At 68.2% G+C, this 22,735-nt stretch carries 20 protein-coding genes; 17 read left to right on the forward strand and 3 right to left on the reverse strand.

The genetic code is table 11. The features are described from left to right. Nucleotides 1-59: 59 nt before the first annotated feature. The 8 genes from G537_RS41380 to G537_RS0133405 all read left to right on the forward strand — a co-directional run bounded on the left by G537_RS41380 (nt 60) and on the right by G537_RS0133405 (nt 10,594). A complete protein-coding gene (locus G537_RS41380; RefSeq protein WP_051249451.1) occupies nt 60-848 on the forward strand; it encodes an HpcH/HpaI aldolase family protein in 789 nt (262 codons plus the stop codon). A 4-nt stretch (nt 849-852) separates the two neighbouring features. Then, complete coding sequence (locus G537_RS0133375) at nt 853-1,908, forward strand: NAD(P)-dependent oxidoreductase (protein ID WP_026873730.1); 1,056 nt, start codon at nt 853-855, stop codon at nt 1,906-1,908. A 122-nt stretch (nt 1,909-2,030) separates the two neighbouring features. Continuing rightward, nucleotides 2,031-3,686, forward strand: a complete 1,656-nt coding sequence (locus G537_RS0133380) for an extracellular solute-binding protein (RefSeq protein ID WP_026873731.1) — start codon at nt 2,031-2,033, stop codon at nt 3,684-3,686. Nucleotides 3,687-3,851: 165 nt separating this feature from the next. After that, on the forward strand, nt 3,852-4,691 hold the full coding sequence (locus G537_RS0133385; RefSeq protein ID WP_026873732.1) for a carbohydrate ABC transporter permease: 840 nt from the start codon (nt 3,852-3,854) through the stop codon (nt 4,689-4,691). Further along, nucleotides 4,691-5,554, forward strand: coding sequence for a carbohydrate ABC transporter permease (locus G537_RS0133390; RefSeq protein ID WP_026873733.1), 864 nt, complete (start codon nt 4,691-4,693; stop codon nt 5,552-5,554). The genes G537_RS0133385 and G537_RS0133390 overlap by 1 nt, the downstream gene beginning before the upstream one ends. Before the next feature lie 13 nt (nt 5,555-5,567). Continuing rightward, complete coding sequence (locus tag G537_RS0133395; RefSeq protein WP_026873734.1) at nt 5,568-6,668, forward strand: ABC transporter ATP-binding protein; 1,101 nt, start codon at nt 5,568-5,570, stop codon at nt 6,666-6,668. A 219-nt stretch (nt 6,669-6,887) separates the two neighbouring features. Then, nucleotides 6,888-9,041: a ferredoxin family protein gene (locus G537_RS0133400; RefSeq protein ID WP_026873735.1), complete on the forward strand. Its 2,154-nt coding sequence runs from the start codon at nt 6,888-6,890 to the stop codon at nt 9,039-9,041. A 5-nt stretch (nt 9,042-9,046) separates the two neighbouring features. Continuing rightward, nucleotides 9,047-10,594, forward strand: a complete 1,548-nt coding sequence (locus G537_RS0133405; RefSeq protein ID WP_162146189.1) for an indolepyruvate oxidoreductase subunit beta family protein — start codon at nt 9,047-9,049, stop codon at nt 10,592-10,594. Between the two features lie 164 nt (nt 10,595-10,758). On the opposite strand, the gene G537_RS0133410 is transcribed toward G537_RS0133405, so the two are convergent. Beyond that, nucleotides 10,759-11,262, reverse strand: a complete 504-nt coding sequence (locus G537_RS0133410; protein WP_026873737.1) for a MarR family winged helix-turn-helix transcriptional regulator — start codon at nt 11,260-11,262, stop codon at nt 10,759-10,761. 40 nt (nt 11,263-11,302) lie between these two features. Further along, nucleotides 11,303-12,094, reverse strand: a complete 792-nt coding sequence (locus tag G537_RS0133415; protein WP_026873738.1) for a cyclase family protein — start codon at nt 12,092-12,094, stop codon at nt 11,303-11,305. Nucleotides 12,095-12,450: 356 nt separating this feature from the next. Here G537_RS0133415 and G537_RS0133420 point away from each other — a divergent pair, with 356 nt between their 5' ends. The 3 genes from G537_RS0133420 (at nt 12,451) to G537_RS0133430 (ending at nt 15,308) form a co-directional block, all read left to right on the forward strand. Next, nucleotides 12,451-13,239, forward strand: a complete 789-nt coding sequence (locus tag G537_RS0133420) for an ABC transporter substrate-binding protein (RefSeq protein ID WP_026873739.1) — start codon at nt 12,451-12,453, stop codon at nt 13,237-13,239. Nucleotides 13,240-13,343: 104 nt separating this feature from the next. Continuing rightward, complete coding sequence (locus G537_RS0133425) at nt 13,344-14,021, forward strand: amino acid ABC transporter permease (RefSeq protein ID WP_026873740.1); 678 nt, start codon at nt 13,344-13,346, stop codon at nt 14,019-14,021. Nucleotides 14,022-14,054: 33 nt separating this feature from the next. Then, a complete protein-coding gene (locus G537_RS0133430; protein WP_034853898.1) occupies nt 14,055-15,308 on the forward strand; it encodes a cysteine desulfurase-like protein in 1,254 nt (417 codons plus the stop codon). Here the strand turns inward: G537_RS0133430 and G537_RS41385 are convergent. Then, nucleotides 15,293-16,288: a MurR/RpiR family transcriptional regulator gene (locus G537_RS41385; RefSeq protein WP_245579195.1), complete on the reverse strand. Its 996-nt coding sequence runs from the start codon at nt 16,286-16,288 to the stop codon at nt 15,293-15,295. The two genes, G537_RS0133430 and G537_RS41385, sit on opposite strands and share 16 nt — an antisense overlap. 116 nt (nt 16,289-16,404) lie before the next feature. On the opposite strand from G537_RS41385, the gene G537_RS0133440 reads away from it, so the two are divergent. From G537_RS0133440 to G537_RS0133465, 6 genes are all read left to right on the forward strand, one after another. Then, on the forward strand, nt 16,405-17,871 hold the full coding sequence (locus tag G537_RS0133440; protein WP_245579196.1) for an ABC transporter substrate-binding protein: 1,467 nt from the start codon (nt 16,405-16,407) through the stop codon (nt 17,869-17,871). Between the two features lie 67 nt (nt 17,872-17,938). Further along, nucleotides 17,939-18,916: an ABC transporter permease gene (locus G537_RS44160; protein ID WP_026873743.1), complete on the forward strand. Its 978-nt coding sequence runs from the start codon at nt 17,939-17,941 to the stop codon at nt 18,914-18,916. Further along, entirely contained in the window at nt 18,913-19,833 is a 921-nt protein-coding gene (locus G537_RS0133450) for an ABC transporter permease (protein WP_051249453.1), read from the forward strand. The genes G537_RS44160 and G537_RS0133450 overlap by 4 nt, the downstream gene beginning before the upstream one ends. Further along, on the forward strand, nt 19,830-20,822 hold the full coding sequence (locus tag G537_RS0133455) for an ABC transporter ATP-binding protein (RefSeq protein WP_026873745.1): 993 nt from the start codon (nt 19,830-19,832) through the stop codon (nt 20,820-20,822). Before G537_RS0133450 ends, G537_RS0133455 begins: the two co-directional genes overlap by 4 nt. Then, nucleotides 20,819-21,853, forward strand: coding sequence for an ABC transporter ATP-binding protein (locus tag G537_RS41390; RefSeq protein ID WP_051249454.1), 1,035 nt, complete (start codon nt 20,819-20,821; stop codon nt 21,851-21,853). Before G537_RS0133455 ends, G537_RS41390 begins: the two co-directional genes overlap by 4 nt. Next, nucleotides 21,831-22,706, forward strand: coding sequence for a hypothetical protein (locus G537_RS0133465; protein WP_026873746.1), 876 nt, complete (start codon nt 21,831-21,833; stop codon nt 22,704-22,706). The genes G537_RS41390 and G537_RS0133465 overlap by 23 nt, the downstream gene beginning before the upstream one ends. The last annotated feature ends 29 nt before the right edge of the window (nt 22,707-22,735 follow it).

Here is a 22,735-nt window from a genome sequence, read left to right on the forward strand (position 1 = left end):
GAGTTTCGAACACGCAGCCCAGGACCAAAGGACCGGGCGGAGCAATGGGAGGAACCGGAGTGGCGTACGAAGACCTGAAGACCATGGCCGGCACCAAGGCGCCGAAGTTCGGGCACTTCATCGTCGAATTCGCCACACCGGGCATCGGGCACATCCTGAAATCGGCAGGCTGCGATTTCGTGCTGTTCGACCTCGAGCACTCCGGCTTCCATTTCGAGACGGTGAAGAGCGCGCTGCGCTATTTCGAGGCCGCGCAGCTGCCCGCGATCGTGCGGGTGCCGTCGCGCGAGTACCATCACATCGCCCGGGCGATGGATATGGGCGCCGAAGGGCTGATGCTGCCGATGGTCGGGTCCGCCGTCGAGGCGCGCGAAATCGTGCGCTCGATGAAATACCATCCGGCCGGTGGACGGGGCGTGGCCCTCCAGGTCGCCCATGACCGGTATAGGCCGGGCAGCGTGGCGGACAAGCTTTCCGCCGCCAACCGGCGCTCGACGCTGTTCTGCCAGATCGAGACGGCCGACGGCGTGAGGAATGTCGACGAGATCGCGTCCACCGAAGGCGTCGACGCTTTGTGGGTGGGGCATTTCGATTTGTCCGTGTCTCTCGGCATCCCAGGCCAGTTCGACCATCCCGACTTCCGGCGCGCCATCGACCGCACGATCGAGGCCTGCGAGAAGCACAAGAAGGCGTTGGGGCGCCTGGTGCCGACGGTCGCCCAGGGCATCGAACTCAACGCCGCCGGCTTCGATTTCATCTGCTATTCCGGCGACGTGTGGGTGCTGCACGACGCCTTGGCCGACGCCATGGCGCGCCTCCGCGAAGGCGCAAAGGCCGTGAGGAGCTGAGGCCATGACCACGCCGTTCCGCATCGCCCTGTCGGGCGATTTCCGGAAGGCCGACGGGTCGCCGACCTATCCGGATTTCGATCTCTCGCCCCTGCGCTCGGCCCCGGGGGTCGAGGTGACGTTCCTCGAGCCGGCCGATCCGCTGCGCGCCGACCAGCTCGAGGATGTCGACGCGCTGATCCTGCTGGCCCATCGCTTCACGGCGGACAGCGTGCCGCGGAGCGGCCGACTGGCCGTCGTCGCCCGCTTCGGCGTCGGCTACGACACCGTGGATGTGGATGCGTGCACCAAGGCCGGGACCGCCCTGGTGATCACGCCGGACGGGGTGCGCCGCCCGGTGGCGGTGTCGATCATCACGCTCATGCTGGCGCTCACCGGCAAGCTGCTGATCAAGGACCGGCTGACGCGGCAGGGCGCGGCTGGCTTCGCCAAACGGTCCGAGCACATGGGCATGGGCCTCGTCGGCCGGACCCTCGGTTCGATCGGCATCGGCAATATCGGCGCCGAGATGTTCCGGATGGCGAAGCCGTTCGAGATGAGATTCATCGCCCATGACCCCGCCGCCGACCGAGCGGTGGCGGAGGAGCTGGGGGTCGAGCTCGTCGGGCTGGAGGATGTGTTCCGCCGCGCCGACGTGGTCTCGGTCAGCTGTCCGCTCACGCCGGAGACCCGCCATCTCGTCAACGCCGACCGGCTCGCCCTGATGAAGCCGACGGCCTATCTGATCAACACCGCGCGCGGTCCGATCGTGGATCAGGCGGCGCTCACCCGGGTGCTTCAGGACCGGCGGATCGCCGGGGCCGGGCTCGACGTCCTGGAGCGGGAACCGCCGGATGCCGACGACCCGATCCTCAAGCTCGACAACGTCATCCTGACGCCGCATGCCCTGTGCTGGACCGATCAATGCTTCGCCGGCAACGGGGCAGCGGATGTCCGGGCGGTGCTGGAGGTGCAGCAGGGGCGCGTGCCCCGCGGTGTCGTGAACCGGGCGGTGCTCGACACGCAGCTCTGGCGGCAGAGGCTGGAGGATCTGGGGCGGCGCTTCGGCGCCGGACCGTGAGAGCGGTACCCCTTCCGATCGAGGGCGGTCGCCTGAACGCGGCGCTCGCGGACGGAAGAGAAGAGTGAAGATGGAGTGCAGCCGGCGCTGACGACCGGCAGTTCCAGGGAGGACAGGCGACCATGAACGATCAGAAGAGGCGCGAGTTCGAAGCCGGCTTGGCAGCCGAGGTCGACGCCTGGCTGCGCGGGGAGCCCACCCGGCGCAGCTTCATCAAGAGGTTCGGCCAGATGACCGGCATGCTGGCGGTCTCCGGCCCGCTGCTGGCCTCGATCAGCCGCTCGGCGCTGGCGCAGGCGGCAGCGCAGCTGGCCGACCCGTCGACGCCGCTCGGCCAGGCCCAGGCCGCCGCGCTCAAGGCCTCCACCGAGGGCCCGGCCGACGGATCGGCCTACCGGGCCGTCCAGGCCGCCAAGCAGTACCAGGGCATCGCCCTGAACATGACCTATGAGTCCGGGCTCCAGGCGCTCGATCCGCGGCATTTCTCCGGGCCGCTGTGGGAACAGCTGACCGGCATCAAGTCCAATGTGATCGAGCTGTCGCATCCCGACCAGTATTCCAAGCCGGTGGCCGAGCACATCGCCGGGTCCGGCGCCTACGACATCCTCGACATCGAGCCGGCCTGGACCCCGTCGCTCGCCGAGGGTGGAGTCATCGCGCCGCTGGACGACTACATCGCCCAGTACATGAACAAGGCGGATTTCGACGACTATCATCCGCTGTACAAGGCATTGCCGACCTATAAAGGCAAAATCTGGGGCTTCTTCGATGACGGCGACATGTTCGCCCTGTACTACCGCAAGGACATCTTCGCCGATCCGAAACTCAAGGATGCATACAGCCAGAAGTTCGGCAAACCGCTGGAGGTTCCGAAGACCTGGGAGGACTACGCCCAGGTCGCCCAGTTCATCACGGACCAGATGGCCCCCAATCTCTACGGCGCCGGACATTTCCGGAAGGCCGGCAGCCCGGGCAACCAGTTCGATTTCCTGCAGCAGTTCCGGGCGAACAAGGGCGAGCTGTTCGACGGCAACATGAAGGCCCAGCTGGCCTCGCCTGCCGGAATCAAGACGCTGGAGAACATGATCGCGGCCAACAAGGCCTCGATCCCGGGCAACAACGAGCTCGACGCCGTGTCGCTGTGGGCCGCCTTCCTGCAGGGCAAGGTCGCCATGATCTATTCATGGCCGCCCACCGGCCGCATGACCGCGAACTATTCGCAGAGCGACGCGGCCATCAACTTCATTCCGCGCTCCTCCATCGCCGGCAAGGTCGGCTATGCCGTCGTCCCCGGAAATCCGGAGCACGCGTCCGGCTACACCAAGGCGCTCGCGGCGGACTCCGCCAACCCCGAGGCCGCCTATCTGTTCATGCAGTGGGCGACCTCCCCACCGGTGTCGCTGGCCCGTACGATTTTGCCTTACGCGCTGCGCGATCCTTATCGCCTGTCGCACTACAAGTCGGAGCTGTACGGCGCCCTCTGGCCCGATGCGAAGGAGTACCTCGCCAATCTCAGCAACTCGGCCAATGTCGGCCTCCTCGACATGATCATGCCCGGCTGGCAGGACTACGCGCTCAGCCTCGATCGCATGTGCTCCTCAGTCTGGGCCGGCGCCGATCCCAAGGCGGCGCTGGAGACGGCGGCGGCGGAATGGGACCAGACGACGGAGCGGCTCGGCCTCGACAGCCAGAAGGCGTTCTACGAGGAATACAAGAAGCTCCCCGGCTCCTCGGCCGATCACACGGTCGAGGCGCTCGGGATGACCGTGAAGCTGTGACGCGACGGCGGCGGCGGACCGCAGGATCCGCCCCGTCGGCCATCATCATCGACGGGTAGCGGCATGATGTCTGACGCCTCCCCCGCCCTCTCCTCGACACGGCGCCTGCCGCGCCGAAGGGCGAGCTTTTCCGAATGGAGCGATCGGCACTTCAGATGGCTGCTCGTGATCCCGGCCGTGCTGCTGATCCTGTCGCTGTCGATCTATCCGCTCGCCTTTTCCCTCTGGGTTTCGTTCGTCAATTACGACTTCCAGATCCCGGGCCATGCCTTTGTCGGCCTGAAGAACTTCTCGATGGTGGTCTTCGACCCGGTGGCGCAACGCTCGCTGGTTCTGACGATCCTGCTGTCGGCGGCCAGTGTCGCCATCGAGCTCGGGCTCGGCCTCGCGCTCGCGCTGGCCATGGTGCGTCGCTTTCCGGGGCGCGGGCTGGTGATGTCGATCCTCATCATCCCGCTCTTCATCAGCCCGGTCATCGTCGGACAGGCCTGGACCCTGCTGCTCCAGCGCCCGTTCGGGCCGACGAACTATCTGCTCAGCCAGCTTCTCGGGCAGGAGGTGACGATCAGCTGGCTCACCCAGGCCCCATGGCTCTACATCGCGCTGATCATCGCCGATGTGTGGCAGTGGACACCGTTCATGTTCGTCATCCTGCTGGCAGGGCTGACGGCGATCCCGCCCAATCTCTACGAGGCGGCCGAACTCGACGGAGTCGGCGGCTGGCAGGCGTTCCGACTGATCACGCTGCCGCAGATCGCCCCGATCATGACCGTGGCGGTCATCTTCCGGCTGCTCGATGCAGTGCGCCTGTTCGACACGATCTTCATCATGACGGGAGGCGGGCCCGGCACCAAGACCTACACCAGCTCCTACTACCTCTACACCGTGGGCTTCACGCAGTTCCACCTGTCGCAGGCGACGGCGGGAAGCTGGATCTTCCTGATCCTGATCTCCGTCCTGGTCGGGCTGCTGGTGAAGCGCCTGGTGAAATCGGAGCCGGCCTGATGTCGACCATCCCGCAGACGCGGCCCGTGCCCACCCGCCGGCGACGCCGCCGCCGGCCCGCGATCGGCCGCTTCCTTTTTCTCGGCCTGTTCGTCGCCTTCGTGCTGGCGCCGATCTATTGGATGTTCGTGACCTCGATCAAGCCGAGCGACGACTATCTGGCCATCCCGCCGGTCTGGTTCCCGGCGGAGCCGACCACCGTGCACTACACCGCCGCGCTCTTCGCCTATCGCGGGCTGCAGGGCCTGATCAACAGCCTGGTCGTGTCGCTGGCGGCGACCGTGCTGTCGGTGCTGATCGGGACGACGATGGCCTACAGCCTCGCCCGCTTCAACACCGGCGGGAGGCACCTGTCCTTCTGGGTCCTGTCGCAGCGCTTCCTGCCGCCGATCGCGGTGGTGCTGCCGATCTTCCTGATCTACCGCAGCGTGGGCCTGCACGACACCCGACTCGGCCTGATCATCGCCTACACCGTCTTCACGCTGCCCGTATCGGTCTGGATGATGCTGGCCTATTTCCGCAGCATGCCGCGGTCCATGGAGGATGCGGCCCTGGTCGACGGCTGCACGCAGTGGCAGGCCTTCTGGCAGGTGGCGGTGCCGCTGGCGGCGCCCGGCATCGTCGCCGCAGCCGTCTTCGCCTTCATCGCCTGCTGGACCGAGTTCTTCTTCGCCCTGGTCCTCACCAGCCGCACGGCCTTCACCCTGCCGACCGTGTTCCGCGCCTTCCTCGGCTTCCAGGGCGCGCAGTATGGCGAGGCCAGCGCTCTCGCCATCGTCTCCCTCGCGCCGTCGATCGCGCTCGGGGTGCTGGCGCAGCGGCATCTGGTGCGCGGGCTGACGCTCGGCGCCGTTCGCGGATGAAGGGAGCGCGTCGATGGCGGATGTGAAGATCAGCGGCCTGCACAAACGCTTCGGTCCCTTCCATGCCGTGCAGGGGATCGACCTCGAGATCGCCGATGGCGAGTTCACGGTGCTGGTGGGGCCGTCCGGCTGCGGCAAGAGCACGCTGCTACGGACGATCGCCGGGCTGGAGGAGGCCAGCGAAGGCACCATCATGATCGGCGGCGAGGTGGTGAATGACATGCGGCCCCGCGACCGCGACGTGGCCATGGTCTTCCAGGACTACGCCCTCTATCCGCATCTGACGGTCGAGAGGAACATCGGATTCGGGCTGCGGGCCAGGAAGATGCCGGCGGACGAGATCGGCCGGCGTGTCAGGCGCGTCGCCGGGATGCTCGGCATCACGCCGCTGCTCGACCGCTATCCGCGCCAGCTGTCCGGCGGCCAGCGGCAGCGCGTCGCCATCGGCCGCGCGATCGTGCGCGAGCCGCAGATCTTCCTGTTCGACGAGCCGCTGTCCAACCTGGACGCGCAGCTGCGGGACGAGATGCGCGGCGAGATCAAGCGGCTGCATCGGGACATCGCCACGACGATGATCTATGTCACCCACGACCAGATCGAGGCGATGACGCTGGCCGATCGCATCGTCCTGATGCGCGACGGCCGGATCGAGCAGATGGGGTCGCCGGCGGAGCTGTTCGAACGGCCGGCATCCCGCTTCGTCGCCGGATTCCTGGGCTCGCCGAGGATGAGCTTCCTGCCGGGAAGCGTCGTCCGGCGGGAAGGAGAAACGGCCGTCCTGGTCGACGGCAGCGAAACGCCCCTGTCTTTGCCGGCTGGGCGTCTCCCGGACGCGATCCTGGCCGGAACCCGCGTGCTCCTCGGGCTGCGGCCGGAGCATGTCGGGCGGGCACGGCACGGCGTATCGTCGCCCGGCTTCGTCCGCATCGATGCGACCATCGAGCTGCTCCAGCCGACCGGCTCGCGAACATTCGCGACGTTCCGCCTCGGCGAGACACCCGCGCTCGCGGAGCTTCAGGCTCACGACGTCAGCAGCCCCGGCGAGACCATCGGGCTCGAGATCAACCTCAACCGCGCGTCGGTGTTCGACGAGGAAACCGAGCGGGCGCTGTAGCTCCAGGGCGGCGCTGTGCCATCTCGAGAACGGCGTGCATGATTGTGCCTGCATCCACCGCCTGCTCCCGGATTCGGCGTTGTCGGGCAGAGAGATTGTCCATGCAACCTCTAGGCTCGTCTCCAAGCACGGCGATCGATCCCATGTTGACAACAACCTGCCGCAAAATATGCTGCTGCAAATAATTTGCGCCGCAGGGGTCGCCGGCGGAGGATCGCCATGGCCGAGCGTTCGTTCGCACGTGAAGTCGAGGATCTGAAGCTCGGGGACGGTGAAACCTTCCGGGGCGAAGGCATTCTCGCGATCACCAAGGCCCTGTTGCAGTCCGGTGTGGCCTATGTCGGGGGCTATCAGGGATCCCCCATCTCCCACCTCATGGACGTGCTGTCGGACGCCAAGGACGTGATGGAGGAGCTGGGCGTCCATTTCGAGACCTCCGCCTCCGAGGCGGCGGCCGCGGCGATGCTGTCGGCGTCGGTGATGTATCCCCTCCGCGGCGCCGTGACCTGGAAGTCCACCGCCGGCACCAACGTCGCCGCCGACGCGCTCTCGAACCTGTCGTCGGGAGGGGTCACCGGCGGCACGCTCGTCATCATCGGCGAGGACTACGGCGAAGGCTCCTCGATCATGCAGGAACGGAGCCACGCCTACGCGATGAAGTCGCAGATCTGGCTGCTCGATCCGCGCCCGAATCTGCCGTCCATCGTCGAGGCTGTCGAGGCCGGGTTCGAGCTTTCTGAAGCCTCCCGCACTCCGGTTATGCTGCAGGTCCGCATCCGCACCTGCCATGTGCACGGCCAGTTCGTCGCCAAGGACAACAGGCGCCCGGCCTTCACGCTCAAGCAGGCGATGGAGAACCCGGTCCGGGACACCAACCGGATCGTGCTGCCGCCCGCCTCATTCCTGCATGAGAAGGAGAAGATCGAGCAGCGCTGGCCCGCGGCGGTCGAGTTCATCAAGAGCCGCAGGCTCAACGAGACCTTCGGCCCGGCCGAGGGCGATGTCGGCATCGTCGTGCTGGGCGGGCTCTACAATTCGCTCATCCGCTCGCTGCAGCTGCTGGGCCTGGCCGACGTCTATGGCTGTTCCCTCGTCCCGATCCATGTGCTCAACGTCGCCTATCCTCTGATCGACGACGAGCTCGCGGGTTTCTGCGCGGCCAAGCGCGCGGTGCTGATGGTCGAGGAAGGCTCGCCGGACTACATCGAACAGTCGCTCAACACCATCCTGAAGCGCCGCGACATCCAGACCCGGGTCTCGGGCAAGGACGTGCTGCCGATGGGCGGCGAATATACCGCGCCGGTGCTGATGAAGGGGCTTTCGGCCTTCCTCGAGGCCCATGCGCCGGCGCTGCTGGGCAACCGGCCGCCGCGGCCGGACGCCTCGGCGGTGCTGGCCGACCCGCGCGTCAAGGCGCTGGCCGAGGTCGTGCCGCCGCGCCCGGCCGGCTTCTGCACCGGCTGCCCCGAACGGCCGATCTTCGCCGCGCTCAAGCTGGCGGAGAAGGAGCTCGGGCCCCACCATGTCTCGGCGGATATCGGCTGCCACCTGTTCTCGATCCTGCCGCCCTTCAACATCGGCGCGACCACGATGGGCTACGGCCTCGGCCCGGCCTCGGCATCGGCCTTCAACGTCAAGGCGGAGAAGCGGGCGATCTCGGTGATGGGCGACGGCGGCTTCTGGCACAATGGCCTCGCCTCCTCGATCGGCAATGCCGTCTTCAACAAGCATGACGGCGTCATCCTGATCGTCGACAACTACTATTCCGCGGCGACCGGCGGCCAGGACATCCCGTCCTCCCGCGCCGACAACCCGCGGCGCCAGACCAACAACGCGATCACCGACGCGGTCCGGGGCGTCGGCGCCAAATGGGTGCGCCAGATCGACCGGACCTATGACGTGGCCCGCCTGCGCGACACCTTCCTCGAGGCGCTGACGACCCCGGAGCCCGGGCCGAAGATCATCGTCGCCTCGTCCGAATGCATGCTGAACAAGCAGCGCCGGATCCGGCCGCTGCTGGCCCGGGCGGTGAAGGAAGGGCGGCGCGTGGTCCGGCAGCGCTTCGGCGTCGACGAGGATGTCTGCACCGGCGACCATGCCTGCATCCGGCTGTCCGGCTGCCCGTCGCTGTCGGTGAAGCACACCGACGACCCCCTGAAGGACGACCCGGTCGCCGCCATCGACCAGTCCTGCGTCGGCTGCGGCAATTGCGGCGAGGTCGCCGAGGCCGCGATCCTGTGCCCGTCCTTCTACCGGGCCGACATCATCCAGAACCCGAACCGGGCCGACCGCCTGCTGGCGCGGCTGCGCGGGGCGGTGATCGGCTGGCTGCAGCGCCGCCGCGAGGGCCGCCGCATCGCCTTCGCCGAATGAGCGCCATGGCCGACCCGCCGCCGGACCGTTCGCTGCTGTCCCAGGACCGGCCGCTGGCCATCGCCATCCTGGCCATGGGCGGCCAGGGTGGCGGGGTCTTGGCCGACTGGATCGTGGCGCTGGCCGAGGCCAATGGCTGGGTCGCCCAGTCGACCTCGGTGCCCGGCGTGGCGCAACGCACCGGCGCGACCATCTACTATATCGAGATGATCGCCGCGAAGCCGAGCGCCGCGCCGGTCCTCGCGCTGATGCCGACGCCGGGCGATGTCGACGTGGTGATGGCGGCCGAGCTGATGGAGGCCGGGCGCGCCGTGCTGCGCGGCTTGGTCACGCCCGACCGCACCACGCTGATCGCCTCGACCCACCGGTCCTTCGCCGTGGCCGAGAAGGAGAAGCCGGGGGACGGCACCGGGGATCCCGTGGTCGTCACCGATGCGACCGGCTTCGCCGCCAGGCGCACCATCGCCTTCGACATGGAGGCCGTGGCCGGCCGCCACGGCAGCGTGATCTCCGCCGCGATGTTCGGGGCCCTGGCCGGGGCCGGGGTTCTGCCCTTCCCCCGCCAGGCCTTCGAGGCGACGATCCGCGCCGGCGGCCGGGGCGTGGAGCCGAGCCTGGCCGCCTTCCGCGCCGCCTGCGACCGGGCCGCCGCGCCGCAGACCGAGGCCGTCTCCCGTGCGCCAGGGAAGCGCTTCGACGCGCTGCCGGCAGCTGCCGGGCACCCCGTACTGGACCGCCTCGTCGCGCGCATCGCGCAGGAGTTTCCGACCTCCGCCCATCCGATGCTGTTCGCCGGGGTGAAGCGGCTGACCGATTACCAGGACCCGGCCTATGCGGACGAATACCTGACCCTCCTGGCCCGGCTGCAGGCCGAGGACCTGGCCTGGGGCGGCGCCGGGAGGGGCTTGGCCTTCACCCTGGCGGCGGCCAAGCATGTGGCGGTCGCCATGGCCTATGACGACCCGATCCGCGTCGCCGACCTGAAGATCCGATCGCGCCGGTTCGAGCGCGTGCGCCAAGAGGTCGGTGCCGGCCCGGACCAGATCGTCACCACCACCGAATACATGCATCCGCGCATGGCGGAGGTCTGCGGCTCCCTGCCGAGGGCGCTCGGCGCCTGGATCGAGGCGAGGCCGGGCCTCTTTGCGCGGCTCGACCGCCTGGTCAGCCGCGGCCGGCGCGTGCGCACCGGGACGATCCTCTGGTTCCTCGGCCTGCAGGCCGTGTCGGGGCTGCGCAGGGTCCGGCGCGGCACGCTGCGCCATGCGCGCGAGACGGCGCATCGCGACGCCTGGCTGGCCACTGCCCTCGGCGTGCTGCGCACCAACTACGACTTGGCGGTCGAGATCCTGAAATGCCGGCGGCTGGTCAAGGGCTATTCCGACACCCATGCCCGCGGCGAGTCGAAGTTCGAGCGGGTGCTGTCCGGCCTGCCCCTGCTGGTCGGCCGCGACGACGGCGCGGCCTGGCTGCGCCGGCTGCGTCAGGCGGCGCTGGCCGACGAGGACGGCACGGCGCTGGAGGGCGCGCTGAAGACCATCGCGACGCTGTAAGCGCCTGGACCTCTCAGACCAGCGGCCTTTGAGGTCGACGCCTCCCCTTCCCCGTCATGGCGAGGCGCGGAGCGCCGTGGCCATCCAGAGGCCGGTGCGAGCCGCCCTGGATGGCCACGCCCCTTCGGGGCTCGCCATGACGGTTGAGAACTCGGGCCGCCCTATCAGATGTCGTGCTTGCGGATGTTGCGCAGGATCTTGTGCAGGGTGGCGACGAAGGCGACGTATTCGTCGCCGTCGACGCCCTCGAACATCTGCGTCAGCAGCGCGTACATGGTGGGCCACACCGCGTCGAAGACGGCCCGGCCGTCCTCGGTGATGGCGATGTCGCGCACCCGCATGTCCTCGGCCCGCGGCTGCCGGCGGATATAGCCCTGCTCCTCCAGCGCATCGAGCGTCCGGCTCATCGTCGACTGCTCGGTGACCGCGTAGACCGACAGCTCGTTGATCGTCAGCGTCGACGAGATGCTGAGGATGGCGAGCGCCCGCATCTTGGTGGTGGTCATGTCGTGCGCCTTCAGCGCCTCGGACATGTTGGCGTTCCACCGCGCCATCACCCGGTTCATCAGATAGGGCGCGAACTGGTTGAGGCCGATCTCGCCCAGGGTCGGCCGCGTGTCGCCCTGGTCCGGCCGTCGCAGCACCGTTCCGGCAAATCTGTCGGTCATCGCTCCCATCTGCTTCCAGCCAATCGGACTTGTGCCGGCCCTACCTTGCCCGCGGCACCAGCGCAAGCGCGCGCACCGGCGAGCCGGTGCCGCCGACGAATTTCAGCGGCGCCGCGATCAGGATCGCCCCCTTCGGGGGCAGCTCGTCGAGATGACACAGGCTGGCCAGGCCGTAGCGGTTCGCCTTGTGCAGCAGGTTGTGGGCGGGAAAGGGTGGCGTCATGCCGCCGGCCGAGCCCGCATCGGTGCCGACCGTCTCCGAGCCCCAGCCGACGATGCCTTTCGACAGCAGGTATTCGATCGCCTCCGCGGTCGGGCCGGGCGAATGCGGGCCGGTCTCGTCGGCGTTCAGGAAGGTCTCCGACGACCCGTTGCGCTTGTACCAGTCGGTGCGCAGCAGCACCCAGCTCCCCGCCTCGATCGCGCCGTGCTCGGCCTCCCAGGCCTCGATGCTCTCGACCGTCAGCAGATAGTCGGGGTCGGCGGCCGTCTCCCGCGAGCGGTCGATCACGTTGGCCGGCGCGACGAAGCTCTTCGGCGGGATGCGGTCCGTGGTGCCATCGGCATGGTCCCGGCCGGTGATCCAATGGACCGGGGCATCGAAATGCGTGCCCGTGTGCTCGCCGAGCTCGAGCCAGTTCCAGGCCCAGAACGGGCCGTTCTCGTCGTAGTGCGAGATGGCGTGGACCTTCACCGCCGGGGTGTTCCGGCCGATCTGGGGCGGCAGTTGGATGACCGGCGTCTCCGGCCCGAGCGGCGCGGTGAGATCGACCACCCGGATCGAGCCGTCGAGCAGTGATGACGCCAGGCCGGCGAGATGATCGGTTGCCATGATTGCCTCCCGTTTTCGAATGGTTCTGCCCGGCCGGCCTGCCCCCTCCCGGCGGGACGGATCGCGGCCGCCGGTCTGGAATCTTAGGCCAGAATATCTGCAATCACAATTAACTTGGCCGCATGCTTCAGTCCTTGACTGGCCGGAAACATGGAATTGCATGGGAGAAGCTTCAGGCCTAAAACAATGCGATTGATCGGGGACACCCGCCATGATCACCTAGCGCGACCAACGAGGCGGCGTTCCAGCCTGCCCGCCCAGCCAGCGGACGGCCATCGGCCGGAGCAGCGCCTGCCTCTTCGGCGACGACAAGCCAAGAATGCCCGCGATGCGGGCCAACAGAGGAGGCGAGCACGATGAAGCTCTTCGGGACGCTGGGACTCCTGGTCGCGTTCGGCGTGACGGCGGCATCGCCGGCGCTGGCCGAGACCGTCACGGTCGGGGCCTACCCCGCCAACCCGCCCTGGGAATACAAGACCGACAGCGGCGCCTTCGAAGGCTTCGAGGTCGACGTGGCCAAGGAGGTGGCCAAGCGCATCGGCGTCGATGTCGAATTCCAGGACCTGGGCTTCCAGGCGCTGTTCGCCGCCACCAGCTCCGGCCGCATCGACTTCGCCATCTCCTCGATCTCGGTCACCAACGAGCGTCTGCAGAACCAGGCCTTCACCCAGCCCTATTACGACAGCGACGGCACCATCGTCGGCAAGGCGGATTCGCCGATCCACTCGCTCGACGACCTGAAGGGCAAGACCATCGGCGTGATCTCGGGATCGACCGGCGAGGCCTTCGCCAAGGCGAATGGCGAGAAGCTGGGCTTCGCCGAGGTCAAGAGCTACAACGCACAGCAGGACCTTCTGCTGGAGGCGCAGAACGGCCGGATCGACGGCGGCGCGGGCGAACTGGCCGGCTTTCAGTACGCGATCAAGCAGATGCCGGCGCTGAAGATCCTGGTGCGCATCCCGACCGGAGAGCGCTTCGCCATGATGACGCGCAAGAACCATCCGCTGCTGGCGAAGGTGAACGACGCGATCAGCGCGATGAAGACCGACGGCACCCTGGCCGCGATCCACAAGAAATGGTTCGGGGTCGATCCGGAGCCCGGCACCAGCACGGTGACACCGGGGCCGATCCCGCAGGCCCAGTAACCGCCCCGCCGGGCGGCACGCCCGGCCCTTCCGTCACACCACCGGGCCGGGCGCCGCGCCCGGCCCTTCCGTCACGCCGCTGGGCGCGCCATCCGGTCCGGACCATGGAACTGATCGACACCTTCTTCAACGGGCCGGTGCTGCTGCGCGCCGTGCCGATCCTGCTGCGCGGCCTGGGCAACACCATCCTCCTGGGCTGCGTCAGCATCGTCTGCGGCACGCTGGCCGGGCTGCTGGTGTGCCTGGTCCGGCTCTACGCACCCCGGCCGCTGCGGCTGCTGGCGATCGGCTATATCGACGTGTTCCGGGCGCTGCCGATCCTGGTGCTGCTGATCCTGATCTACTACGCCCTGCCCTTCATCGGCATCCGGCTGTCCTCCTTCGTCTCCGCCACCCTCGCCTTGTCGATGGTGCTGGCGGCCTTCACCGCCGAGGTCTGCCGCGCCGGCATCGAGAGCATCCCGCGCGGGCAGTTCGAGGCCTCCGCCGCGCTCGGCCTGCCGTTCTGGCTGGCCATGCGCAAGGTCATCCTGCCGCAGGCGATCCGCGTCATCATCCCGCCGCTGACCAGCAACTGCGTGTCGGTGTTCAAGGACACGGCCCTGGCCTCGGTCGTCGCCATGCCGGACCTGCTGAAGCAGGCCACCGACGCCCAGGCGCAGATGGCCAACCCGACGCCGCTGATCGGCGCCGCGATCATCTATCTCGCCTTCCTGTGGCCGCTGGTCCGGCTGATCGGCCATCTCGAGACCCGCGCCAAGCTGCGCGCCGGACGGTCCTGACCGCGCCCATCCACGGAGATCATCGTGACCCCCATGCCAGCCGACGCCTTCCCGATCGATGCGGTCCGGGCCCAGTTCCCGGCCCTGCAGAAGGCCGGCGAGTTCATCTTCCTCGACAATGCCGGCGGCGCGCAGATCCCGCAGAGCGTGCTGGACGCCGTCACCCGCCACCTGGTCGACCACAACGTCCAGCGCGGTGGCCGCTACGACAAGAGCCGCGCCGTCGACCGTGCGGTCGCCGAGGCGCGGGAGAGCGTCGGGCTGCTGATCAACGCGTACCGGCCGGCGGAGATCTGCTTCGGCATGAACGCCACGTCCTTCATCCGGCTGGTCAGCCTCGGCATCGGCCAGACGCTGGGCGAGCGCGACGAGATCGTGGTCACCGACATGGACCACGACGCCAACATCGCCACCTGGCTGGCGCTGGAGAGCGCCGGGGCCAAGTTCGCCTGGTGGCGGATGCGCGAGGACGGCACGCTGCGTGCCGAGGACCTGGTGCCGCTGCTGTCGCCGCGCACGCGGCTGGTCGCCTGCACCGCCACCGCGCATTCGATCGGCACCATCGTCGACATCGCCGCGGTGTCGCGGGCGGCGCAGGCCGTGGGCGCCGAAGTCTTCGTCGACGGCGTCCATTACGGCCCGCACGGGCTGATCGACGTGCAGGCCTGGGGCTGCGACTACCTGGTCTGCTCCGGCTACAAGAATTTCTCGCCGCATATGGGCTTTCTCTGGGGCCGCTTCGACGCGCTGAAGCGCCTGCCGACCTTCCGCGAGGACTTCATCCCCGACGAGCCGCCCTACAAGGTCGAGGCCGGCACCTTCGTCTACGAGAACGTCGCCGGCATGGACGCCTCGGTGCGCTATCTCGAAGCCCTCGGCCGCGGCTTCACCGGCCCGTCCACCGGGTCGCGCCGCGGCGACATCATCGCGGCCATGGCCGCGATCCGGGCCTATGAGGCCGAGCTGTCACGCGAGATGCTGCGCCAGTTGAAGGCTTGCGGCGCCACGATCTACGGCATCGCCGACGAGGCCCGGGTGCACGGGCGGGTGCCGACGATCTGCTTCAACATCCCCGGCCGGTCGCCCCAGGCGATCGCCGACGCGATGTCCGACGCCGGCATCGGCATCCGCGACGGCCACATGTACGCGCCGCGGCTGATGCAGCGGCTGGGCCTGCCCATGGCGACGGGCGCACTGCGCGTCTCGATGGTCCATTACAACACGATCGGCGAGGTGCGGCGCTTCGGTGACGCGCTGGCGGCCTATCTGCGTCACTCCGGCCGATAGCTCTCGGCCAGCTTCCGGTGCACGTCGATCCCTTCGGAGCGGCGATTGGACACGGCGGCAATGATGCCCTCGGCGATCGCCACCGCCGCCGTCGCCGAGTTCGGCAGCAGCGCCCGTTCGGCCTGGGCATAGAAGACGACATCGGCGTATTTCGTCAGGGGGCTCGTCGGCCGGTCCGTCAGACAGATGATCGTGGCCCCGTTCTCTCGGCCGATCCTAGCAATGTCCAGTGTCTCGGCCGAGTAGCGCGGGAAGGAGGCCAGGATCAGCAGGTCCTTCGGTCCGCAATGAACCACCCGCCGCATGGCGGAATTCGCACCGCCGCCAGCCCCCATCTCTGTCGCATTGCCCCGGCAGAACGGTTCCAGCCCGTGGATCAGCAGCCCTGCCACATGCCGGCTCAGGCCCATGCCGAAGGCGAAGATCCGCTCCGCGGTCAGGATCAGCTCGATAGCGCGGGTGCAGCTCTCCTCGTCGACGCCGGCCAGCGTCCGGTTCAGGTTCGCCAAGTCCTGCCGAAGCCCGTTCTGGATGACATCGAAAGGACTTGCGGTCTCGTCGATGTCGTCCCGCAGCTTTGTCGCCGGCGACAGATCGGTGCGCAGCGCGTCGCGCTGGGAGGCGCGGAATTCGGCGAAGCCTGAGAAGCCGATCGCCTTCGGGAACCGGTTGGCCGTCGCGTTCGAGACCTCGCAGCGGGCCGCCAGCTCGACATTGTTCAGCGTCGCGGCCTCGGTGGGGTGCTTGAGGATGAAATCGGCGATGCGGCGATGGCCGGGGCTGAGCCGGTCATAGGCCTTGGCGACCAGTTGCGCGACCTCTGAGTAGTAGACCCGGCCCATGCCGCGCACTCCCACTTGACTCCCAGAATTTTCACGTTTTTCATTGCGACGAAAAAAATTATTCGTCAATGCAAGACGCGCACAGCCAGAGGGGGCTTCCCGTGGATATCCGGCACTGGGCAACCTGCGCTGCAGCACTTCTCCTGCTTGGGACCAACCCGGCCTCGGCCAAGGATTTGACCATCGGGCAGGCCGCCGAACCGTCCGCCGCCGACCCGCACTACCATGATGTCTCGTCCAACAATGCCTTGGCGATGCACATCTTTTCCGCGCTCGGCGCCTCGGACGAAAACAACAACGTCAAGCCTGATCTCGCCAAATCCTGGAAGGCCGAGGACGACCACACCTGGGTCTTCGACCTGCGCAACGACGTGAAGTTCTCGGACGGCTCGGACTTCAACGCCGATGACGTGATCTTCACCTTCTGCCGGGTGATGAACAACGAGGGCAGCGTCAACGCGTCGTTCTCCGACGAGGTCAGGAACTTCGCCTCGGTCGAGGCGCCGGATCCCTATACGCTGCGCATCACCACCAAGGCGGTGGAACCCCTCCTGCCAGAGCTGCTGTCCGAGATCGCGATCCTGAGCGAGGGGATCGTCCAGCACGGCAAGATCAGCTTCGACCTCGCCAACGATTGCGGCGTTACCAGCCCCTGGCCCAGCGTCGACGACTTCAATTCCGGCAAGGACGCGATCGGCACCGGGCCCTTCGTCCTGGACAAGTTCGAGCACGGCAGCGGCATCACCCTCAGCCGTAGCCCTCGCTACTCCGGCAAGACGCCGGAATGGGACCATGTGAAGTTCGTCCCGGTGCCGTCCGGCGGTCCGCGCCTCGCCGGGCTGCTCTCGGGCGACTACGACTTCATCGACGCGCCGGCCGCCCGCGACATCGAACAGATCAAGCAGCGCGACGACCTGGCTTACACCGCCAAGGCGTCGAGCCGGGTGATCTTCCTGCAGATGGATATCGGGCGCGACAAGAGCCCGTTCATCGAGACCAGGAACGGCGCCAACCCGTTCCAGGACGAGCGCGTGCGCAAGGCCATGTCGATGGCCATCGACCGCAAGGCCATCGTCAGCAGGATCATGGACGGCTTCGCCGAACCCGCCTACCAGTTCGTGCCGAGCACGATGTTCGGTGCCCTCCCCGACCCGCAGCCGCTGGCCTATGACCCCGACCAGGCGAAGAAGCTGCTCGCGGAAGCCGGCTATGCCGACGGGTTCGAGGTCACGCTGCACGCGACCAACAACCGCTACATCAACGACTCCCAGGTCGCCCAGGCGGTGGCGCAGTTCCTCACCCGCGTCGGCATCCGGACCAAGCTCGACGCGATGACCAGCTCGATCTTCTTCACCCGGCGCGCCAAGCGGGAGTTCAGCTTCGCGATGGGCGGCTGGGGGTCGACCACCGGCGGCGCGGCGTCCTTCCTGCGGCAATACGTGACGACCGACAACGACGCGCTGGGCATCGGCGCCTCGAACTACGGCGCCTGGTCCGACCCGGATTTCGACAAGGTGCTGATCCAGGCGATCGGGACCGTCGATGAGGGCAAACGCGCCGAGCTCCTCCGCCAGGCCACGCAGATGGCGATGGACAAGCTCGGCTTCATCCCGCTGCATTTCGAGAGTTCGCTCTGGGCTTTCCGCAAGGGGCTGCACTACGAGGGCCGCATGGACCAGTACACGCTGGCCCAGGACATCACCTCCGTCGCGGCGGACTGACCTCCCTTCCGTCTCATGGCCGGCGCGCCCGACGCGCCGGCATCCCCCCTTCACGGGCCCGGCAGACATGACGCTCTACGCCTTCCAGCGCCTTCTGCAGAGCATCGCCGTGCTCTTCGCCGTGTCCGTGGCCGTGTTCCTCGCCGTCTACGCCATCGGCAATCCGGCCGACCTGCTGATCAGCCCCGACGCCACCCAGCTCGAGCGGCAGGAGCTGATCGCGCGCCTGGGCCTCGATCAGCCGATCTGGACGCAATACGCCACCTTTCTCTGGAACGCGCTGCACGGCGACATGGGGACTTCTTTCGTCCATGGCGAACCGGCGCTGCGCCTGATCCTCACCCGGCTGCCTGCGACCTTCGAGCTGGTGACGCTGTCGCTGCTGGTCGCCAGCCTCGTCGGCATTCCGATCGGCCTGTGGGTCGGTCTGAACGACGGCAGCCGCATCTCCGGGGCGGTGATGACGGGCTCGATCTTCGGCTACTCGATCCCGAGCTTCTGGAAGGGCCTGGTGCTGATCCTGGTCTTCGCCGTCTGGCTCCGCCTCCTGCCCGCCTCCGGCCGCGGCGACACGGTCTCGATCCTCGGCATCCCGTTCAGCTTCCTCACCCTCGACGGATGGCGGCACCTGGCGATGCCCGTGCTCAACCTGTCGATCCCCAACATCGCGCTGATGATCCGGCTGACCGCCGCCGGCGCGGCCGAGGCCCGCAGCCAGGACTACGTCAAATTCGCCCGCGCCAAAGGCGTCCGCAGCGAACGGATCGTCCGCCGCCACATCCTGCGCAACATCCTGAGCCCGATCATGACCATCCTGGGCATGGAGTTCGGCTCGCTGCTGGCGTTCTCGACCATCACCGAGACGGTCTTCGCCTGGCCGGGCATGGGCAAGCTGCTGATCACCAGCATCTACCAGCTCGATCGCCCGGTCATCGTCTCCTACGTGATGCTCGTGACCTTCATCTTCGTCGTGATCAACCTGCTCGTCGACTTCGCGTATGCGGCGCTCGATCCACGCGTAAAGCTGGTGGAGCGCCTGTCGTGACCGTCGCCCGCCGCACCGAAGGCGAGGCCCTGCGCCCGCCGCTGGCCGACACGCCCGCGCGCCGGGCGATCCTCGCCGGGCTGAAGCGTCGCCCGCGGATCCGCGGCGCGCTTGTCGCCCTCGCCGTGATCGTCGCCATCGGCCTGCTGCTTCCGCTGCTGGCGCCGCAGAACCCCTATGACCTCGCCTCCTTCAGCGTCATGGACAGCCGCCTGCCGCCGGGATCCGAGGGCATGGACGGCACGGTGTTCTGGCTTGGCACCGACAGCCAGGGGCGCGACATGCTGTCGGCCATCTTCTACGGGATGCGCATCAGCCTGCTGGTCGGCCTGGCCTCGACCGCGATCTCGCTCGCGATCGGCGTCACGGTCGGGCTGGTCGCGGCCGTGCTGGGCGGGCGCGTCGAATCCCTGCTGATGCGGATCGTCGACTTCATCCTGGGCTTTCCCACCATCCTGGTGGCGCTGGTCCTGTTGGCGGTGATCGGACGCGGCGTCGACAAGGTCATCATCGCCATCGTCGTGGTGCAGTGGGCCAACTACGCCCGCATCATGCGCTCGGCCGCGCTGAGCGAGCGCGCGAAGGAATATGTCGAGGCCGCCTACAACCTGGCCTATCCCCAGCTCCGGGTGATGTTCCGCCACATCATGCCGAACAGCCTGAATGCGGTGCTGGTGGTCGCGACCGTGCAGGTCGCCTCGGCCATCACCCTCGAGGCGACGCTGTCCTTCCTCGGCGTCGGCGTGCCGGTGACCCAGCCGTCGCTCGGCCTGCTCGTCGCCAGCGGCTTCGACTATCTGATGAGCGGCGACTACTGGATCAGCTTCTATCCCGGCATCGCGCTGCTGATCCTGATCTTCTCCCTCAACCTCATGGGCGACCGACTGCGGACGGCGCTCGACCCCAAACGCGCATGACCGAGAACCGCCGCCCCGTGCTGGAGGTGAAGAACCTGCAGACGGTCTTCCACGACGTCCACGGGGCTTGGCCCGCCGTGAACGGGCTCAGCTTCACGCTCGATGCCGGCGAGGTCCTTGGCCTGGTGGGGGAATCCGGCTCCGGCAAATCCGTGGCCGGCTTCTCGATCCTCGGCCTGATCGATCGGCCGGGAGAGATCACCCGGGGAGAGGTGATCTTCAAGGGCCGGGATCTCCTCGCCCTGCCGCCCGAGGCGCAGCGCCAGCTCAGGGGCGCGGCGCTGGCGATGATCTTCCAGGATCCGTTGACGACGCTGAACCCCGTTCTCACGATCGGCGAGCAGATGGCCGAGGCGATCGTGGAGCACGCCCGCGTCGCCCCCGCCGAGGTCCGCCGCCGGTGCCTCGACAGCCTGCGCAAGGTTGGCATCACCTCTCCCGAGACCCGGCTTTCGCAGTATCCGCACGAATTCTCGGGCGGGATGCGCCAGCGGGTGGCGATCGCCATCGCCCTGCTCAACAATCCCGATCTGATCATTGCCGACGAACCGACCACCGCGCTCGACGTGACGATCCAGGGCCAGATCATCGCCGAGATGCAGGCGCTGCAGCGCGAGACCGGCACGGCGATGATCTGGATCACCCACGACCTCGGCGTGGTCGCGGAGCTCGCGGACCGGATCGCGGTCATGTACGCCGGCGACATCGTCGAGATCGGCGCGACCGACGACGTGCTCGACCGGCCCCGCCATCCCTATACCCGCGGCCTGCTGAACTCCGTGCCTGGCGATACGGCGCGGGGCGAGAAGCTGCGCCAGATCGACGGCGTCGCGCCGCCGCTGTCCGCACGCCCGGCGGGTTGCGCCTTCCATCCGCGCTGTGACCGCGCGACCGACATCTGCCGCCGGGTCGAACCGCCCGAGACCGCCGGCCCGGCCGGCCGGCGCTGGCGCTGCCATCACCCGCTGCCCGAGGGTGCCGCGGCATGACCACTGACGCGATCCTCGACGTCGAAGGCCTCGGCCGCACCTTCACCCGGCAGCCGCTCCTGGCCGAGCGCCTGCTCGGCCTGATCGGGCGCCGGCCGGAGATCCCGCTGGCGCGCGCGGTGCGGTCCGTCGATCTCAGCGTTCAGCGCGGCGAGGTGCTGGGCCTCGTCGGGGAATCCGGCTGCGGCAAGTCCACGCTGGGGCGGATGATCACCGGCATCACCCGGCCGACCGCCGGCCGCATCCGCTACAAGGGCGTTGCGATCGACGAGATGCCGCCCAAGGCCCGGCGCGACTTCACGCTCGGCGCCCAGATGATCTTCCAGGATCCTTACGCCTCGCTCAACCCGCGCCAGCGCGTCGGCGACATCTTGGCCGAGCCGCTGCGCGTCCATCGCCTGGCGCAGGGCCAGGCCGCCATCCGCGCCCGGGTCGACGCGGCACTGGCGGAGGTCGGGCTCGACCCGTCCTACCGCAACCGCTACCCGCACCAGTTCTCCGGCGGGCAGCGGCAGCGGATCGGCATCGCGCGGGCGCTGATCGTCGAGCCGGACCTGCTGGTCTGCGACGAGCCGATCGCAGCCCTCGACGTCTCGATCCAGGCGCAGGTCATCAATCTGTTCCTCGAGCTGCGGGCACGGCGCGCGCTGACCTACCTGTTCATCAGCCACGACCTCTCGGTGGTGCATCATGTGGCCGACCGCGTGGCCATCATGTATCTGGGCCAGATCGTCGAGCTCGCGCCCGCCGCCGAGCTGTTCGCCGATCCGGCCCACCCCTACACCCGAATGCTGCTGGCCGAGATCCCGTCGGTCAGGAACCGCAAGCGCCGCTTCCACGCCGTGAAGGGGGAGCTCCCTTCGCCGCTGCACCCTCCCCCGGGCTGCGCCTTCCACCCGCGCTGTCCCTTCGCCATGGACCGGTGCCGCACCGAGGCGCCGACGCTGCGCGCGATCGGCACCGGCCGCACGGTGTCCTGCCATCTCTTCGCCGACGAACGAGGCCCGAATGACACTTCAGTCCCTTCTTGAGAGCCACGGGACCGGTGCGGTCTCCTTCCCTTTCAAGGGACAGCCCGGCCGCGAGATCGTGCTTCACACCTACCGCTCCGCGGGCTACGCGCCGGGCAAGGACGTGGTCTTGGTTCAGCACGGCATGCTGCGCAACGGCGACGAGTACCGCGACTTCTGGATCCCCGCGGCGGACCGGCACGGCCTGCTGATCGTGGCCCCGACCTTCTCCAATGAGGGCTTCAAGGGCGCGGAGAACTACAACGACGGCATGGTCCGCGACCAGGCGGGGCAGGTCACGCCGGCCGACACCTGGATCTACCGGGTGCCGGCGCTGGTCGCCGCAGCGCTGGTCGATGCCGGGGTGATGGCGCCGGGCCGCGCCCGGATCTTCGGCCACTCCGCGGGCGGGCAGTTCCTGCACCGGATGGTGTCCTTGATCGGCTTCGGCCCGTTCGCGGCCGTGGCCGCCGCCAATGCCGGCTGGTACTCCCTGCCGACGCTCGATACACCTTTTCCTGCCGGCCTGGCCGGCACGGGGCTCGGCGAGGCCGGCCTGAAGCGGCTGCTGGAAAGCCCGCTCCATGTGATGGCCGGCCTGATGGATTGCGAGGCCACAGCCGAGAACCTTCCCTCGCAACCCGAGGCGATGGCCCAGGGGCCGGGCCGCCTGCATCGCGCGCGCAACTACTACGCCACAGGCAAGAGGATGGCTCAGACCCTCGGCTGCGCCTTCAACTGGCGGTTGACCGAGGTGCCCGGCGTCGCCCATGACGGCCGCGCCATGTCGGCCGCCGCCGCCGGGGTCTGGTTCGAAGGCCGGCTGCCCGACGCCGCCGTGCTCGGCGCCGGCCCCGAGACCGTCAACGCCTGAGTCCTCCCGACAAGCCCGCCGAAGGCACT

Origin of the sequence: Inquilinus limosus DSM 16000 (genome assembly GCF_000423185.1) — a bacterium.
GTDB classification, from domain to species: Bacteria; Pseudomonadota; Alphaproteobacteria; order DSM-16000; family Inquilinaceae; genus Inquilinus; species Inquilinus limosus.